This window comes from Enterocloster citroniae (assembly GCF_040545455.1).
Lineage (GTDB): Bacteria > Bacillota > Clostridia > Lachnospirales > Lachnospiraceae > Enterocloster > Enterocloster citroniae.
Map to the genome: position 1 here is coordinate 50922 of NZ_JBEPLZ010000020.1, position 15526 is coordinate 66447.

16 protein-coding genes are annotated in these 15526 nt (G+C 52.1%); 7 read left to right on the forward strand and 9 right to left on the reverse strand.

Annotated features, from left to right (window positions below):
• Nucleotide 1 precedes the first annotated feature (1 nt).
• Together ABID13_RS20945 and ABID13_RS20950 are read left to right on the forward strand one after the other, a co-directional pair.
• Entirely contained in the window at nucleotides 2–1111 is a 1110-nt protein-coding gene (locus ABID13_RS20945; RefSeq protein ID WP_048929165.1) for an ABC transporter ATP-binding protein, read from the forward strand.
• A 221-nt stretch (nucleotides 1112–1332) separates the two neighbouring features.
• Nucleotides 1333–2169, forward strand: coding sequence for a GntR family transcriptional regulator (locus tag ABID13_RS20950; protein WP_007862260.1), 837 nt, complete (start codon nucleotides 1333–1335; stop codon nucleotides 2167–2169).
• A gap of 25 nt (nucleotides 2170–2194) precedes the next feature.
• On the opposite strand, the gene ABID13_RS20955 is transcribed toward ABID13_RS20950, so the two are convergent.
• The 3 genes from ABID13_RS20955 to ABID13_RS20965 are packed head-to-tail and all read right to left on the reverse strand — an operon-like array spanning nucleotide 2195 to nucleotide 4185.
• Nucleotides 2195–2359: a hypothetical protein gene (locus tag ABID13_RS20955; protein ID WP_007862255.1), complete on the reverse strand. Its 165-nt coding sequence runs from the start codon at nucleotides 2357–2359 to the stop codon at nucleotides 2195–2197.
• 16 nt (nucleotides 2360–2375) lie between these two features.
• Nucleotides 2376–3668 (reverse strand): cytosine permease, encoded by a 1293-nt coding sequence (locus tag ABID13_RS20960; RefSeq protein ID WP_048929164.1) that lies wholly within the window; start codon nucleotides 3666–3668, stop codon nucleotides 2376–2378.
• 31 nt (nucleotides 3669–3699) lie between these two features.
• Nucleotides 3700–4185 (reverse strand): nucleoside deaminase, encoded by a 486-nt coding sequence (locus tag ABID13_RS20965; RefSeq protein WP_007862253.1) that lies wholly within the window; start codon nucleotides 4183–4185, stop codon nucleotides 3700–3702.
• Nucleotides 4186–4484: 299 nt separating this feature from the next.
• On the opposite strand from ABID13_RS20965, the gene ABID13_RS20970 reads away from it, so the two are divergent.
• The 5 genes from ABID13_RS20970 to phoU are packed head-to-tail and all read left to right on the forward strand — an operon-like array spanning nucleotide 4485 to nucleotide 8753.
• On the forward strand, nucleotides 4485–5432 hold the full coding sequence (locus ABID13_RS20970; protein ID WP_007862252.1) for a phosphate ABC transporter substrate-binding protein: 948 nt from the start codon (nucleotides 4485–4487) through the stop codon (nucleotides 5430–5432).
• A 27-nt stretch (nucleotides 5433–5459) separates the two neighbouring features.
• Nucleotides 5460–6398 carry a phosphate ABC transporter permease subunit PstC gene (gene pstC, locus ABID13_RS20975; RefSeq protein WP_007862250.1) on the forward strand — a complete coding sequence of 313 codons (939 nt, stop codon included), beginning with the start codon at nucleotides 5460–5462 and terminating at the stop codon, nucleotides 6396–6398.
• Nucleotides 6388–7287, forward strand: a complete 900-nt coding sequence (gene pstA, locus ABID13_RS20980) for a phosphate ABC transporter permease PstA (protein ID WP_007862248.1) — start codon at nucleotides 6388–6390, stop codon at nucleotides 7285–7287. The genes pstC and pstA overlap by 11 nt, the downstream gene beginning before the upstream one ends.
• Before the next feature lie 11 nt (nucleotides 7288–7298).
• A complete protein-coding gene (gene pstB, locus ABID13_RS20985) occupies nucleotides 7299–8060 on the forward strand; it encodes a phosphate ABC transporter ATP-binding protein PstB (RefSeq protein WP_048929163.1) in 762 nt (253 codons plus the stop codon).
• Nucleotides 8061–8090: 30 nt separating this feature from the next.
• Nucleotides 8091–8753 carry a phosphate signaling complex protein PhoU gene (phoU, locus tag ABID13_RS20990; RefSeq protein WP_007862245.1) on the forward strand — a complete coding sequence of 221 codons (663 nt, stop codon included), beginning with the start codon at nucleotides 8091–8093 and terminating at the stop codon, nucleotides 8751–8753.
• Nucleotides 8754–8759: 6 nt separating this feature from the next.
• Here the strand turns inward: phoU and ABID13_RS20995 are convergent, their stop codons facing one another.
• From ABID13_RS20995 to ABID13_RS21020, 6 genes are read right to left on the reverse strand one after another with little or no spacing between them, the layout of a single operon-like run.
• Nucleotides 8760–9932, reverse strand: a complete 1173-nt coding sequence (locus ABID13_RS20995) for an efflux RND transporter periplasmic adaptor subunit (protein WP_007862243.1) — start codon at nucleotides 9930–9932, stop codon at nucleotides 8760–8762.
• 21 nt (nucleotides 9933–9953) lie between these two features.
• Nucleotides 9954–10634, reverse strand: a complete 681-nt coding sequence (locus ABID13_RS21000) for an HlyD family secretion protein (protein ID WP_048929162.1) — start codon at nucleotides 10632–10634, stop codon at nucleotides 9954–9956.
• 48 nt (nucleotides 10635–10682) lie between these two features.
• Nucleotides 10683–12521, reverse strand: a complete 1839-nt coding sequence (locus ABID13_RS21005) for an ABC transporter ATP-binding protein (RefSeq protein WP_048929161.1) — start codon at nucleotides 12519–12521, stop codon at nucleotides 10683–10685.
• Nucleotides 12518–14248: an ABC transporter ATP-binding protein gene (locus tag ABID13_RS21010; protein WP_048929160.1), complete on the reverse strand. Its 1731-nt coding sequence runs from the start codon at nucleotides 14246–14248 to the stop codon at nucleotides 12518–12520. Before ABID13_RS21010 ends, ABID13_RS21005 begins: the two co-directional genes overlap by 4 nt.
• Nucleotides 14249–14250: 2 nt before the next feature.
• Nucleotides 14251–14913: a cytidylate kinase-like family protein gene (locus ABID13_RS21015; protein WP_048929159.1), complete on the reverse strand. Its 663-nt coding sequence runs from the start codon at nucleotides 14911–14913 to the stop codon at nucleotides 14251–14253.
• Nucleotides 14910–15446, reverse strand: a complete 537-nt coding sequence (locus tag ABID13_RS21020; protein ID WP_048929158.1) for a MarR family winged helix-turn-helix transcriptional regulator — start codon at nucleotides 15444–15446, stop codon at nucleotides 14910–14912. Before ABID13_RS21020 ends, ABID13_RS21015 begins: the two co-directional genes overlap by 4 nt.
• Nucleotides 15447–15526: the final 80 nt, after the last annotated feature.

The following is a 15526-nucleotide window of genomic DNA, read 5'->3' on the forward strand; positions in this document are numbered from 1 at the left end:
TATGGCACAGGATCAGGTAGTTTTACAGCATGTTACAAAGCGCTTCACAACCAGAACCATGGGTACGGTCACGGCGGTGGATGACTTTAACCTGAATATTCAGGAGGGGGAGTGTTTCTCCTTCCTGGGACCATCAGGCTGCGGCAAGACAACTACCCTGCGCATGATCGCGGGGTTTGAGGATCTGTCTGAGGGCGAGATCCACCTTTGCGGCAAGCCGGTATCCATCAAGTCAAAGAACCTTTATGTTCCCCCTGAGGAAAGAGGGCTGGGAATGGTGTTCCAGGCATTTGCCGTGTGGCCCCATATGAATATTTTTGACAATGTGGCGTTTCCGTTAAAAATACAGAATGTAAATAAGACGGATATGACAAAGCGGGTAAAGGAAGCCCTGCACCACTGCAGCCTGGATGGGCTGGAGGAGGTGTATCCTTCGGAACTTTCAGGCGGCCAGCAGCAGCGTATTGCCCTGGCCAGGGCAATTGTCACCAGCCCAAAGGTGATGCTTCTGGATGAACCCCTCTCCAACCTGGATCCTAAATTAAGGGAATCCATGCGGTTTGAGATCAAGGAGCTGCAGCGCAAATTCAACTTTACCATTATTTTTGTGACCCATGACCAGTCTGAGGCCATGGCTATCTCGGACCGGATGATGGTGTGCGACATGGGCAGGATCATGCAGGTCGACACTCCGGCAAACCTTTACAACAAGCCCAATTCCCGGTTTGTGCACAGCTTCCTGGGAGAATCCACATTCATTAATGTTGTGATCAAGGATAAAAAGGCATACCCCAAAGGCGACATGAGCCAGGCGCTGGATCTGCCCGTGCCGCCGGATGCTGCCAGCGACATGGTGGTCGCCACCAGGCCCAATGCCATACGGATAACCGGGGACCAGGGATTTAAGACCCGTGTGGAAAAGAGGATCTTTCTTACGGATAAGACAGAGTACCTGGTATCGGTGGGTGAGCAGCTGGTAAAGGTGGAAACGCCCCACCGTGTGGTGTTTGCGCCGGGTGAGACCTGCTGTATCCACATCGCGGACCCCATGTGGTATCCGGCTGAGGATAAAAAGGCGCAGGAGGAACGGCTGAAGAGACAGCTGGTGTGATTTTCTTTGGCTATTGTTTACTCCCTGGGCCGCTTGAAAGAAATCAGGAAACATGATATCATAGAATATAAATGTATCCTAAAAACTGAGATCACATCCTTTTAAAGGATAGGCCTGCCCTGTCAACGGACGACAGGGTAGGCATTATTTATATACTATTTATATCTGCTTGCCGGGAGCAGGGATAAGCCAAACTCCTTGGACAGGTACGGGAGGGGAACATGACGGAAGATTACAGGGAGAGCATACCCAGAAAGGTCAGGAAAACAGACCTGAAAGCCCAGGTGGAGGAGGAACTTCTCCGCTTTATCAAACACATGGATCTATCTGTGAACAGCAAGCTTCCCAGGGAGGAGGAGCTGGCACGGATGCTGGGAGTCAGCAGGATCACACTGCGCAGCGTCCTGGACGACCTGGCGGGAAAGGGCATGATATTCCGCAGACATGGAAGGGGGACGTTTGTCAACAGCAGCTTTTTTGAGATGAAAGCCAGCTTTAACCCTGTGATGCATTTTGCGGATATGATAAGGAACAGCGGATATGAACCCAGGGTGGAGATGATCCGGCACCAGATTGTCAGGGCGGACCGGGATGTGGCCGGCCGCCTGGGCATGGAGGAGGGGGCGCAGGCCCTTGTGTGTGACAAGATCTTCTACGCGGATCAACAAATCTGTGCCGTGACCCGTGACTATATCCCCCTTTCATACCTGAGAGGGGTGGATATGGGAGAACTGGACCGTTATGTGAATTCCGTGTTCTACTTTATGTACAAGGCCAGCGGCAAAAAGCTGGAGTGGGACAAGGTGGAGCTGAACGCGGTCTACAGTAGGGACGTGGAATTGCTGGACAGCCTGTTAAAAACAGCAGGGATCCCGCCAAAGGCATTCCTGCTGCTAAAGGGCGTTAACTTTGACGAGGACGGGACCCCGGCAGTTTACACATGGGAATACGTGGACACAAACATCTTAAAATACAGCCAGATACGCAAGCGGATCCTTCATTATGACAGGATGGATGAGGATGAAGGATCCAGGATATCAAATATTAAAACGGATTAGCGATCGCTAATCCGTTTTACATTGTTTATGGCTGCCATTTGGAATACCCATATATCATAACAAAAATACTCACGATCAAAAGTCCGTTCCCCAGGTTGATAAACAGGGGATTTTCTGCCAGGCATCCCATAAAAGAACCGATCCCCATGATCACAGTTCCTATTAATGCGCTGAATTTATATCTGTCCATATGTATATTCCCCCTTTTACGCTTCCTCGGCAATGCTGCCGGCTGCCCGCTGCTTATTTACGGCCATCAGTGCGGTATAGATCGCTGCGCCCAGAATGATTCCGTTTAAGGACGGAAGGCCAAATGGGATCATGTACACCAGGGCGATGGAAATGGCCCAGGTGATCCAGGGGACGGGATTCCATTTGCAGAATCTGGCTTTGTCATACGCCGCATAGCTGCCTTTGTGGACCAGGAAATAGTCTGACAGGATGATTCCGGATAATGGCGGGACCACTGTACCCAGTATGTTGAGGAAGGTGAATAAAAAGCCGATCTCATAGGGTTTTGTAAGGGTTGCCAGGGCTGACAGGGCCAGCAGGATGGCCAGCATTTTCTTGCGCTCCATCTTAAATGCATTGGAGAGATTTAAGGATGTGGAGTACAGGTTGGCTGCATTGGTGGTAAAAATGTTGGTGGTCATAAGGATCAGGCTGGGAATCACCAGGCCAAATCCCAGAAGGATCACGGTGAGGTCGCTGTTCTCCATGGCAATGGCTGCAATGGCGCCGCATACGATCATCAGGATATTGCCTCCCAATAGACCTGTGAGGGTGGCGGATATGGCTGTCTTGGTGTCCTTGGCATAGCGCATGATGTCGGCGATACAGGTTGCGGTGGACAGAACCCAGGTGCCGATCACGGCCGTGATGCCTGTGAACAGGGGCATGTTGGCGGCCGGAAGATAGGAGAACAGGGCATCCACCCCTCCGATGACGCCCAGGGAGCGGATGGCTGTGGCAATGGACAGGAATACAATGGCGGGTATGGCGATGTATCCCAGGATGGTGATGGCGCTGATGCCGAACATGGCAAAGATGCCCATGATAATGGCGCTGGCAGCCATACATAATCCCTCGCCCACCTGACCCATATGAAATACCTGGGCCACAAAATGTCCGTAAGTGGCTGCCTGGATGGTGTACCAGCCAAGGTTGACCACGGGTACAAAGATGGAGGCGGCCTTGGAACCGCTGGAGCCAAAGCTGTACCTGGTCAGCAGCGCGAAGGTAAGGCCTGTCTTACAGGCAATGATGCTGATCAGTACGGCAATGATGCTCAGAAAAATGTTGCCGCCCAGTGTTGCCAGTATGATGTGCTTAAAATCCATTCCTGCCGCAAGCCCGCCTCCGGCCATCATGCTGGTAGTGACAAATACAAATCCCGTCCACACAATGGTAAGGCTGAAATAGGTCTTGCGTTGGTTCAAGGGTACGGCGCACCGGGAGTATTCCGTGTCCGCTGACTGGTTCTGATTCTGCTGTTCCATCTCATATCCTCCTCGTCATCTGCTTGATTGATCAACTGTTCCAGTAGCCTTTATGCACTTCTGCTATCTCCTCAACAAGTTCGGGAAAGGGTCCAACCACTTCGATCTTCTTTTGGCCCCTTGCAAATACTTCGCGGCATGGAAGGTCAAAGGTGGGGTTCTGGGGGTCTGATCCGGTCTGGGCCAGCAGGTCCTTCTCGGTCATGCCGTATACCACCCGTCCGATCCCGGCCCAGTAGATGGCTCCCGCGCACATGGCGCATGGTTCCGCTGTGGTGTAAAGGGTGCAGTCCTTCAGATAATCTTTGGAGTACAGCTGGGATGCCCGCTCCGCCACCTGAGTCTCCGCATGGCCGGTGCATTTATTCTCTGTTATCTCAACATTAGGCTGTTCCAGTAAGATGTTGCCGTCCTTATCTGCCAGAAGAGCTCCAAAGGGAGTATTGCCTTCTGCACGTGACTGCCTGGAAATCTCCGCACAGCGTCTTAAGTTCTTAATATCAATTGTCTGATCCATTTTAACCTCCTGATTGGTATAAGGTAATACCTCATATCTTTTATAAATTTAATTTATCATAATCCGAAAGGGTTGTAAATCATTAATATGCATAAGGAAAAAGAAATTTATTGTGCATATTTACCCTCAGTGGACGAGGATACCAATCACAGATACAAAAATGGTTTTACACAGATTTTACAGAATCTATACCATACTTTGATTTCATCCAATGTAAAACTTATGTATACTCCAAAATGTAGTGAACATGAAAAAACAAATACACAGAACAGAAACAGAATAATTGGAGGCAATGTATTATGAGAATGGACAGTAAGAAAATAATGGCACTGATGGGCACGGCAATGCTTGCAATGGGAGTACTGGCAGGATGCTCAGGTTCCGCAGGCGAGACAACCGCAGCAGCTGCAGCAACCACGGCAGCTGAGGCAGCACCAACCACCACCGCAGGGCAGACGGAGGGAACCTCGGAAGAGGCAGCCACATCAGCTCAGGCAGCAGCTGACTTAAGCGGCTCCATCAGCATGGTAGGCTCCACTTCCATGGAGAAGTTTGCAAATGCGCTCAGCGAGTCATTTATGGAGAAATACCCAAAGGTTACGGTTACAGCTGAGTTCGTGGGCTCCGGTGCAGGCGTTGAGGCTGTTAACAATGGAAGCGCTGATATCGGAAACTCTTCCAGAAACTTAAAGGACGAGGAAAAGGCCAACGGCGTGGCTGAGAACATTGTGGCCATTGACGGGATCGCAGTGGTAGTCGATCCTTCCAATACCGTGGAGGACCTGACCAAGCAGCAGCTGTCAGACCTCTATGAGGGCAAGGTGACCAACTGGAAGGATGTGGGAGGAAGCGATGCTCCTGTGGTAGTGGTTGGACGTGAGTCCGGTTCCGGTACAAGAAGCGCCTTTGAGGAGCTGCTGGGACTTGAGGACCTTTGTAAATACAGCAATGAGCTGGACAGCACAGGCGCAGTGATGGCAAAGGTTGCATCCACGCCAGGTTCCATCGGATACGTATCCCTGGACGTGCTGGACGACACTGTTAAGGCCCTGAAGCTGGAAGGGGCTGAGCCCACAGAGGAAAATATCAAGGCCGGAAGCTATTTCTTAAGCCGTCCCTTTGTTATGGCTACCAAGGGTGATATCAGCCAGCAGAACGATCTGGTAAAGGCGCTGTTTGACTATATTTACTCCGAAGAAGGCACTGAGATCGTTAAGTCCGTGGGACTGATCGCAGTTGACAAATAATCAGGATCAGAAAGGAGACTTCCCTGCATGAGAGCGGAAACAATTTCCATACGTTCCCACCACAGCAGCAAGTCCACTGTTGAAAAAGCTGCACAGGCCATCTTTACCGGCTGCGGCTTTTTCGCTGTACTGGCTGTTGCATCCATCACATTGTACATGATCATAAGCGGTACGCCCGCACTGTTTAAGGTGGGTATACTGGAAATCATCTTCGGCACCGCATGGCAGCCGGCGGCAGCTTCCCCCAGCTTCGGGATTCTCTTTGTCATACTTACATCCATTGTGGGAACATTTTTAGCAATACTCATCGGCGTACCCATTGGCGTTATGACCGCCATTTTCCTGGCGGAGGTGGCCCCTAAAAAACTGGCGGACACGGTCCGTCCGGCAGTGGAGCTGCTGGCAGGCATCCCCTCGGTCATCTACGGCCTGTTGGGAATATTAATACTGAATCCCCTGATGTATAAAATAGAGCTTATCATATTCAAAGGCTCCGAAACCCACCAGTTCACGGGAGGCGCCAATCTGATCTCCGCGGTCCTGGTGCTGGCCCTGATGATCCTCCCCACGGTCATCAATATCAGCGAATCCTCCCTAAGAGCGGTTCCCTCCCACTTAAAAAGCGCGTCCCTGGCTTTGGGGGCCACCAGGATACAGACTATTTTCCAGGTGATCGTGCCCGCGGCCAAGTCCGGTATCATCACAGCGGTGGTGCTGGGAACAGGCAGGGCCATTGGCGAGGCCATGGCCATCAGTCTTGTGTCCGGAAGCGCGGTGAACCTTCCTCTTCCCTTTAACTCCGTGCGGTTCCTTACCACAGCCATCGTGTCGGAGATGGGGTATGCGGCCGGACTGCACAGGCAGGTATTGTTTACCATCGGACTTGTGCTCTTTGCCTTTATCATGTGCATAAACATAAGCCTTACCAGGATTCTGAAGAAAGGGGAGAAGAAAAATGACAGGTGATATAGCGGTTCAGATCAATAAAAACTCTGTGGTCAGGGACAGCATTTATGGGAAACGGGTAAGGCCCACGGATGTCCTGCTCACAGGAATCATATACGGATGCGCGGGTCTTTCCATCCTGATCCTGGCCGGCATCATGGGATACGTGTTTGTGCGTGGGATCCCTCATGTGACCTGGGCTTTTTTAAGCACTGCTTCCAGCGCCACAAAGGGAACCTTCGGCATCCTGGGAAATATCATCAACACTCTTTATATTGTGGGCATCACCCTGCTGATCGCCACCCCCATCGGGATCGGCTCAGCCGTGTACCTCAATGAATACGCCAGGCCGGGCAAGGCGGTCCGGGCCATTGAATTTACAACGGAAGTTTTATCAGGTATCCCCTCCATTATCTTTGGATTGTTCGGCATGGTATTTTTCGGCAATACCCTGGGACTGGGATATTCCATCCTCACAGGCGCTCTCACCCTGACCTTGATGATCCTGCCGCTGATCACCAGGACTACCCAGGAGGCATTAAAGACAGTTCCGGACAGCTACCGCCACGGAGCTTTGGGGATCGGGGCAACCAAGTGGTATATGATAAGAACCATCCTTCTTCCAAGCGCCATGCCCGGGATCCTTACAGGAGTTATCCTGGCTATCGGCCGCATTGTGGGAGAGTCCGCCGCCCTGCTGTTTACTGCCGGAAGCGGATATTACCTTCCAAAGAACCTGCTTCACAAAGTACTGGAATCCGGCGGAACCCTGACCATCCAGTTGTACCTGTTTATGCAGAAGGCAAAATATAATGAGGCATTTGCCGTGGCAGTGGTACTTTTGGTCATTGTACTGGGGATCAATGGACTGGCAAAATATCTGTCCCATAGATTTAACGTGGAGAAATAAGGAGATAGAACGTGGAAACAAAAACAAAGATTGCAACCCGGAACCTGAACTTGTATTATGGGGAGAATCATGCCCTTAAGAATATTAACCTTGATTTATATGAGAATAAGATCACGGCGTTTATCGGTCCCTCGGGATGCGGAAAGTCCACCTATTTAAAGACCCTGAACCGCATGAACGACCTGGTGCCCGGCGTGAAGATCGATGGGACCGTGCTTTTGGACAATGAGGACATCTATGCCCCCCAGGTGGACACCACCCTTCTCAGAAAAAAGATCGGCATGGTGTTCCAGCAGCCCAATCCATTTCCCATGAGCATATATGACAATGTGGCATATGGACCCAGGATCCATGGGATCAAGAACAAATCCCAGCTGGATGAGATCGTGGAGAGCAGCCTCAGGGGAGCCGCCCTGTGGGATGAGGTGGCGGACCGTTTGAAAAAGTCAGCCCTGGGCCTGTCCGGAGGACAGCAGCAGCGTCTGTGTATTGCAAGGGCGCTGGCCGTGGAACCGGAAGTGCTGCTCATGGATGAGCCCACCTCAGCCCTGGATCCCATTTCCACTTTAAAGATCGAGGACCTGATGGATGATTTAAAGAGCAAGTACACGGTGGCTATTGTAACCCATAACATGCAGCAGGCCACCCGTATTGCGGATTATACAGCCTTTTTCCTGGTAGGTGAAGTGGTGGAGTACGCCGCCACGGATGAACTGTTTACCATGCCTAAGGATAAGAGGACAGAAGATTATATTACAGGCCGTTTCGGCTGATAGACGGGTAGTTGGCAGAAAGGAAATAGAATGAGTGTAAGAGTAACTTATGATCACGAATTAGGAGTATTAAAACAGGATTTAAAGGAAATGGCCAGGATGGTGGAAAGCGCCATTGAACAGACCTTTGCAGCCTTTGAGGACCAGGATTACGCCATGGCCGAGGATGTGATCAAGGGGGACCGCACGGTCAATGACATGGAGCGGGCCATTGAGTCCCGGTGCCTGTCCCTGATCCTGCGCCAGCAGCCTGTGGCCAGTGACCTGCGTCAGGTGTCCACCGCCCTAAAGGTGGTGACGGACCTGGAGCGTATCGGGGACCATGCATCGGATATTGCGGAGCTGATCCTGCGCATAAAAAGCGAACACGCATATCACATTGTGAAGCACCTGCCCGTGATGGCGTCCGCTGCGCAGAACATGGTACACGATGCCATCGAGGCGTTTATCAGCCAGGACCTGGAGGAGGCGCTGAAGATCATTGACAGGGATGATGAGGTAGATATGCTGTTTAACAAAGTAAAAACAGATGTCATTGATCTTCTCAAATCCTCCCCCGACCAGGCGGACCAGGGGATCGATCTTTTGATGGTGGCAAAATATCTGGAGCGCATTGGGGACCACGCGGTGAATGTCTGCGAGTGGACCCAATTTTCCAAGACCGGAACCCTCAAGAATGTGAGGATCATGTAGTTAGTGTTATTTTACAGTCAATACTCTCACCTTCATGCCGTCCTCCAGGTTCCTGCTGCTTTGCAGCACCACCTCGCTGCCCGCTTCCAATCCCTGGGTTATTTCCATGTATGCGTTTTTCTTTCTGCCCTGGGTAACGGGTGTTTTGACCACAGATGTATTTACAATGGCGTACACGTAGCTTCCGCTGTCATCAGAGAGAATGCACTTGGATGGGATGTAAACAGAGGAGGCTGACTGGCTGCCGGCCGCCCTTACATCGGCCATAAGGCCGGTATAGCGCAGATCCTCCTGGCGGTCCAGCAGTATTTTTACAGTGTACATGCCGGTTTTGGGATCGCATACCGCTGATATCTCCCCAATGGTGCCGCTGCAGGCGGTGCCGGCCGACTGCAGCCCGATGTCCATGGCCATTCCTGTTTTCAGCTGGTCTATATCCGTGTCAGCCACCTGGATCTCCACCTTTTGCCCGCTGTCATCGATCACAGTGGCGCCTGTTACCTGAGGGGACACTGTCTGGCCGATCTCCACATTGATCTTAGTGATCATGCCGGTGATGGGGGAGGGGACACTGCAGTCATCATAGCGTTTCTGGGCAATGTCCAGGGCCGCTTTTGCGCTGTCCATCTGTGCCTTTGCCGCGTCATAGTTACCGTCCTGGCCGTTTTGCGCCGCCTTTAGCTTGGAGGCGGCCGTGTCCATCCTGGATCTGGCATTTTCATAATCCACCTGTGAGACTACGTTGGAGGCGTATAGTTCCTGGACACGGTTAAAGTTATTAAGGGCATCCGTGTATTCGATCCGTGCGGGCGCCACTCCGGTGTTTTCATCGCTGGCTTTCTGGGCGCTGGTAAAGGCAGCCTTCGCCGCGTCATATCCCGCCTTTGCCTGGGCAAGGGAAAGTCCGGCATCCGTATCATCTGTCTGAAAAATAATATCTCCTGCATTTACATGCTGTCCCTCTGCGGCAGGTACGGCCACCACCTTTCCGCTTCCGCCGGGCATCACGTCAATGGTGCTCATGGCCTCCACTGTTCCCTGCCACACCATGGAGGACAGGTCCCTTCCCGACCGCGCCACGGCCGTGGTCACCTCCGGCTGGCCGCTGTCCCCCGCGCATCCTGTGAGCAGCCCCGCTGCCAGCATGAGGATGGCCCAAACTGTCATATTTCCTTTCATTGTCTTACCTCCCATGTGTCCTTATTTTAAATGTACCCTGACGGTAGCGTTCATGCCGAATACCAGCGGAAGGTTCTCCTTGTTCTCAATGGTTACCTTGATGGGGATGAGCTGTGTCACCTTGGTGTAGGTCCCGCTGGTGGAAAAGCTGGTGGTATTGGTGAAATAAGTCTGGGTAGTTGGATCGATCTCAGTCACCTGGCCTTTAAATGTCCGTTTGGGATATGCGTCTATCTTTACATCAGCCATCTGGCCCAGGCGGATCTTCATAATATCCGTTTCCTCCACATTGACGCCGATATAGAGATTGGAGGTGTCCGCCACCACTGCCACAGGCGTGCTGGCGTTCGCCATCTGGTTCACGGCACCGTCATTTTTAACCACCGTGCCGCTGATGGGGGATGTGATATAGGGCAGGGTCTCCTGGCGCCCGAGAACCTGGTCCTGCTCAACCAGGTCCCCGTTTTCCACATCCCAGGAGATCAGCTTTCCATTGGTCACCGGCATGACGGAATACAGTTTGGCAGTCACCTTGGCATTATCCGTGCTGAAGTAATTGGTGTTTACGCTGTAAATATAATAGCCTGCACTGCATCCAATGATCACTATGGCAAAAAGCAGGGGATAAAGGAACTTTTTAAGCTTCCCTTTTTGACTTACCGGCTCCTCGTCTTCTATGTTGTGCTGCGTGTTTTCTTTCATTTTCTTCACCTTCTATATTATATTCTTGGAATCCGTCCCGCCGGACATCTAGTTCAGCGCAAACTGGCTCTGGTACAGATCTGCGTAAAAGCCTTTCTTTTCTAACAGTTGCATGTGATTTCCCTGTTCAATGATATCGCCGTCCTTCATGACCAGGATCAGGTCCGCGTCACGGATGGTGGACAGGCGGTGGGCAATAACAAAGCTGGTTCTGTTCTGCATCAGGCTGTTCATGGCATTCTGGATCAGCACCTCAGTCCTGGTGTCAATGGAACTGGTAGCTTCATCCAGGATCAGGATCCTGGGGTTGGCCAGTATGGTCCTGGCAATGGTCAGCAGCTGCTTCTGGCCCTGGGACAGGTTGCTGGCTTCCTCATTGATCACCATTTGATATCCTCCGGGCATGGACCGGATAAACGCATCGCAGTGCGCGGTCTTAGCTGCGGCGATCACTTCCTCATCCGTCCTGTCAAAGTTCCCGTACCGTATGTTTTCCATGATGCTGGCGCTGTAAAGCCAGGTCTCCTGCAGGACCATGCCGAACATGGAGCGCAGGTCATTTCTTGTAAAGTCCAGGATATCGTGTCCGTCTATGAGGATACTGCCTGAGTTAAGCTCATAAAACCGCATCAGCAGTTTGACCACCGTTGTTTTGCCTGCTCCGGTGGGGCCTACAATGGCAATGGTCTGGCCGGATCTGACAGAGGACGAGAAATCATGGATGATCAGCTTGTCGGGCCGGTAGCCAAAGTGTACGTGCCTGAACTCCACATCCCCTCTCACCTGCTGGGGGCGGATGGGGCTTGCGGTTTCAGGCACCTCCTCCTGTTCATCCAGGAATTCAAATACACGTTCCGCTGCCGCTGCCGTGGACTGGAGGGTATTGGAAATATTGGCGATCTGGGTGATGGGCTGGGTGAAGGTGCGCATGTACTGTATGAAGGCCTGGATGTCGCCGATATCGATCACCTTCTTGACCGTGAGATATCCCCCCAACAGGCAGACAAACACGTATCCAAGGTTGCTGACAAAGGACATGATGGGCATCATCATTCCGGAGAGGAACTGGGATTTCCATGCGGAGCTGTAAAGCTCATCATTGATCCGGGTAAATGTTTCAATGGCTTCCTCCTCCCCGTTAAAAACCTGGACCACATTGTGGCCGCCGTATATCTCCTCAATATGTCCGTTGAGCTGTCCCAGGCTTTTTTGCTGCCCCTTAAAATATTTCTGGGACTTCTTGACCACCCCCATGATAAGGCCCATGGAAAGGGGAAGTACCATGATGGCCACCAGGGTCATACGGATGCTGATGGAGATCATCATTGCCAGCACTCCCGCCAGGGTGGCCACCGAGGTGATGATCTGGGTCAGGCTTTGGTTTAAGGTCTGGCTCACCGTGTCCACGTCATTGGTGATGCGGGACAGTACCTCCCCGTGGGTCCTGGTATCATAGTAGCTTAAGGGAAGGCGGTTGATCTTTTCCGAAATATTTTTGCGGAACTGATAGGTCACCTTCATGCTCACGCCTGACATAATATAGCTTTGCAGGTAGGAGAACAGGGCTGAGATCAGGTACAGCACCACTAGGAGCAAAAGACAGTTCCTTATGTATCGGAAGTCTGTGAAAAGGCCGGTGCCCATCATCCAGGCGATCATGCCCTCAAACAGTTTGGTGGTGGCCTTGCCCAGGATTTTTGGCCCAACAATGGAGAAGATGGAGGAACATGCGGCAAACAGGATCACAATGCCGATGGAGGTCTTATACACCATCAGGTATTGGAGCAGATGGACCATGGTGCCCTTAAAATCCTTGGCCTTTTCCCCGGCGGCCTGGATGCCCCGGCCTCCCATGCGGGAAGGGGGAGATTGTTTTTTCTCTGTCATTGCAATTCCTCCTCGCTGAGCTGGGACAGGGCGATCTCACGGTACACGGTACAGCCTTTCATCAGCTCCCTGTGGGTTCCCTTTCCAACCACCCTTCCGTGGTCCAGGACAATGATCTGGTCCGCGTTCATAATGGTGCTGATCCTCTGGGCGACCAGGAACTGGGTGGAATTGCCTGTTTCTTCCTTCAGGGCGGTCCGAAGCCTGGCGTCTGTCTTAAAATCCAGGGCTGAGAAGCTGTCGTCAAACACATTGATGGGAGCATTTTTAACCAGCGCCCTGGCGATGGCCAGTCTCTGCTTCTGGCCTCCGGACACATTGCCGCCGCCCTGGGCGATGAGTGTGTCAAACAGGTCAGGCTTGGATTCAATGAATTCCATGGCCTGGGCAATGCCTGCGGCCTTTAGGATCTGTTCCTCCCCGGCATCCCTGTCCCCGTAAGCCAGGTTGCTGCGGATGGTGCCGGAAAAAAGAATGCCTTTTTGGGGCACAAAACCCAGGTTCCGGCGCAGGTCGTGCAGGGGCCAGTCTTTTATGTTTATGCCGTCAATGAGTATTTCACCCCGGGTCACATCATAAAACCTGGGGAGCAGGTTTACCAGGGTGCTTTTTCCGCTTCCCGTGGCGCCGATAAAGGCTGTGATCTGCCCCGGGCGAGCGGTAAAATTAATATCAGTGAGCACATCCTCGTTCCCGCTGGGATAGCGAAAGGACACGTGGCAATACTCCACCACGCCCTTACAGGGCTGGGATAGAGTGATGGGATGTTTTTTGCCGGTGATGGAGGATCTTGTGGTTAAAACCTCCGCCACTCGGTTAATGGACACAATGGCCCTGGGGATCATGATAAACATCATGGACATCATGAGAAAAGCCATGATAATCTGCATCACGTACTGCATATAGGCCATCATGTCCCCCACTTCCATGTGGAAGCCGGACACCTGGTTGGATCCCACCCACACCACCAGTACCGTGGTCAGATTCATGATCAGCATCATGGCAGGCATCATGCCGGACATGGTGCGGTTCACAAACAGGTTGGTCTGGGTCAGCCGCCGGTTGACCTTGTCAAAGCGGTTTTCCTCGAATTTCTGGGTATCAAAGGCCCGGATCACCAGCATGCCCTCCAGGTTTTCGCGCACCACCAGATTTAACCGGTCGATGAGCTTTTGGACCAGCTGGAATCTGGGCATCACAAGGCTGAACATGGAAAATACAACTGTAAAGAGCAGGAAAACGGCCAGGGCAATGATCCAGGACATGGATTTATCCTTGGCCAGTGCGTGGAGTATGCCTCCCACAGCCATGATAGGCGCATAGAAAACCATGCGGATCATCATGACGATCAGCATCTGGATCTGGGTGATGTCATTGGTAGTCCTTGTGATCAGGGACGAAGTGGAGAAATGATCCATCTCCGCATTGGAAAAACTTTCCACTGCTGTAAATACATCACGGCGCAGGCCGCGGCTGACCCCTGCGGCCACCCGGGCGCCCAGAAATCCCACGGTAACGGTGCAGGCCGCGCTGATAAGGGCGATCCCCAGCATTTTGAACCCTGTTTCCACAATATAGGATGTGTTGCCGGCTGTTATACCGTCATTTACAATATCGGACATAAAGTCCGGAAGGGCCAGGTCACATGAAGCCTGACCGAAAAGCAGCACAATGGCCAGCAATATGTACAGTACATATGGTTTAAAATATCGAAACAGTACGGTCAAACTCACTCCTTCTTCCTGCCGCTGCCTGCGCGGTCCGCCATTGCGGCAATGGTGTCCGCACATCCTTCGTATCCAAAGGAAGATGTGTTCAGGCATATGTCGTAGTTTTCCATCTTCCCCCACTCCTTTTCAGCAAACATCTTGTAGTATTCTCTTCTCTGCTGGTCTTTTTTTCTTATATAAGTTTCCGTGTTTTTTGCGGGAACATGGTCCGTGGCCCTGATGCGGCTGACCCGTTCCTCCATGGAGGAGGCGTAGATAAAAATATCCAGGGAGGCGCACACTTCCTTAAGCACCGTATCCGCGCACCGTCCCATAAAGATGGCAGGTCCCTCCATGGCCAGTCTGCGGATGGTCTCGCTCACTGCCTCAAACATCTGGTAAGGCTCAAACATCTGGCCATAATTCTGCAGGCTTCCCGCAAACATGGCAATGTCGTGGAGCAGGCTTTTGCTTCGTGTTTCATCCTTTTCCCTGAGTCTGCCCGGGTTCAGCCCAAAGCGCTCAGCGGCCAGCAGCAAAAGTTCCCCATCGTAAAAGGGAATGCCTAACTTCTGGGACAGGATCCGCCCAACTTCCCGGCCGCCGCTTCCGTACTGACGGTCAATGGTAATACAGCTGCGCCGCCTGCCTGTTATCTGATATGCAGTGTTTTTGGCATTCATGGCCGGTCCTCCGTTTCTGCAGGTCCCCCCTCCCGGGATGCTGGGGTTTCACGTTCCTTTTGCTGTCTGAGGACATGGTCCACTTCATCTTCCATGATGCCGGCCAGCTTGTTCCACAGTTCGATCAGTCTGCACACATCATCATGGCCCATGCGCTGGATCATCTGTTTTCTGAGCTGTTCCATATTTTGGGTGGAATCAGCCAGGACCTGCTCCCCCGCGGGGGTGAGGCAGACGTATGTATTCCTCCGGTCCTTCACATTCACGGTTCTGGTGATCAGACCCTTTCCCTCAATGGAATTGAGCATACGGGATACGGCCGAGATTTTAGTGTCCATGCGGTCGGCCAGCTCAGATACATAGATGCCCATGGAATCCGGGTTCTCTTTTACATACCGGCTGATATGGCTCAGGGCAACATACTCGGAATAGATGACCTGCTCAGACAGAACACTTAATTTGATCTTCCGCATCCGCCGTACCACTTTTACTAATTCCGTATGAAGCAGATGTTCGTCCTGTTCATTCAACATGACCTTCCTCCTTTTGATTGGGGTGTACTCCCGGAGTCTCTCCGGCACCCTTCTCTGGGGCTGATTTTCCGCCAGCCGTA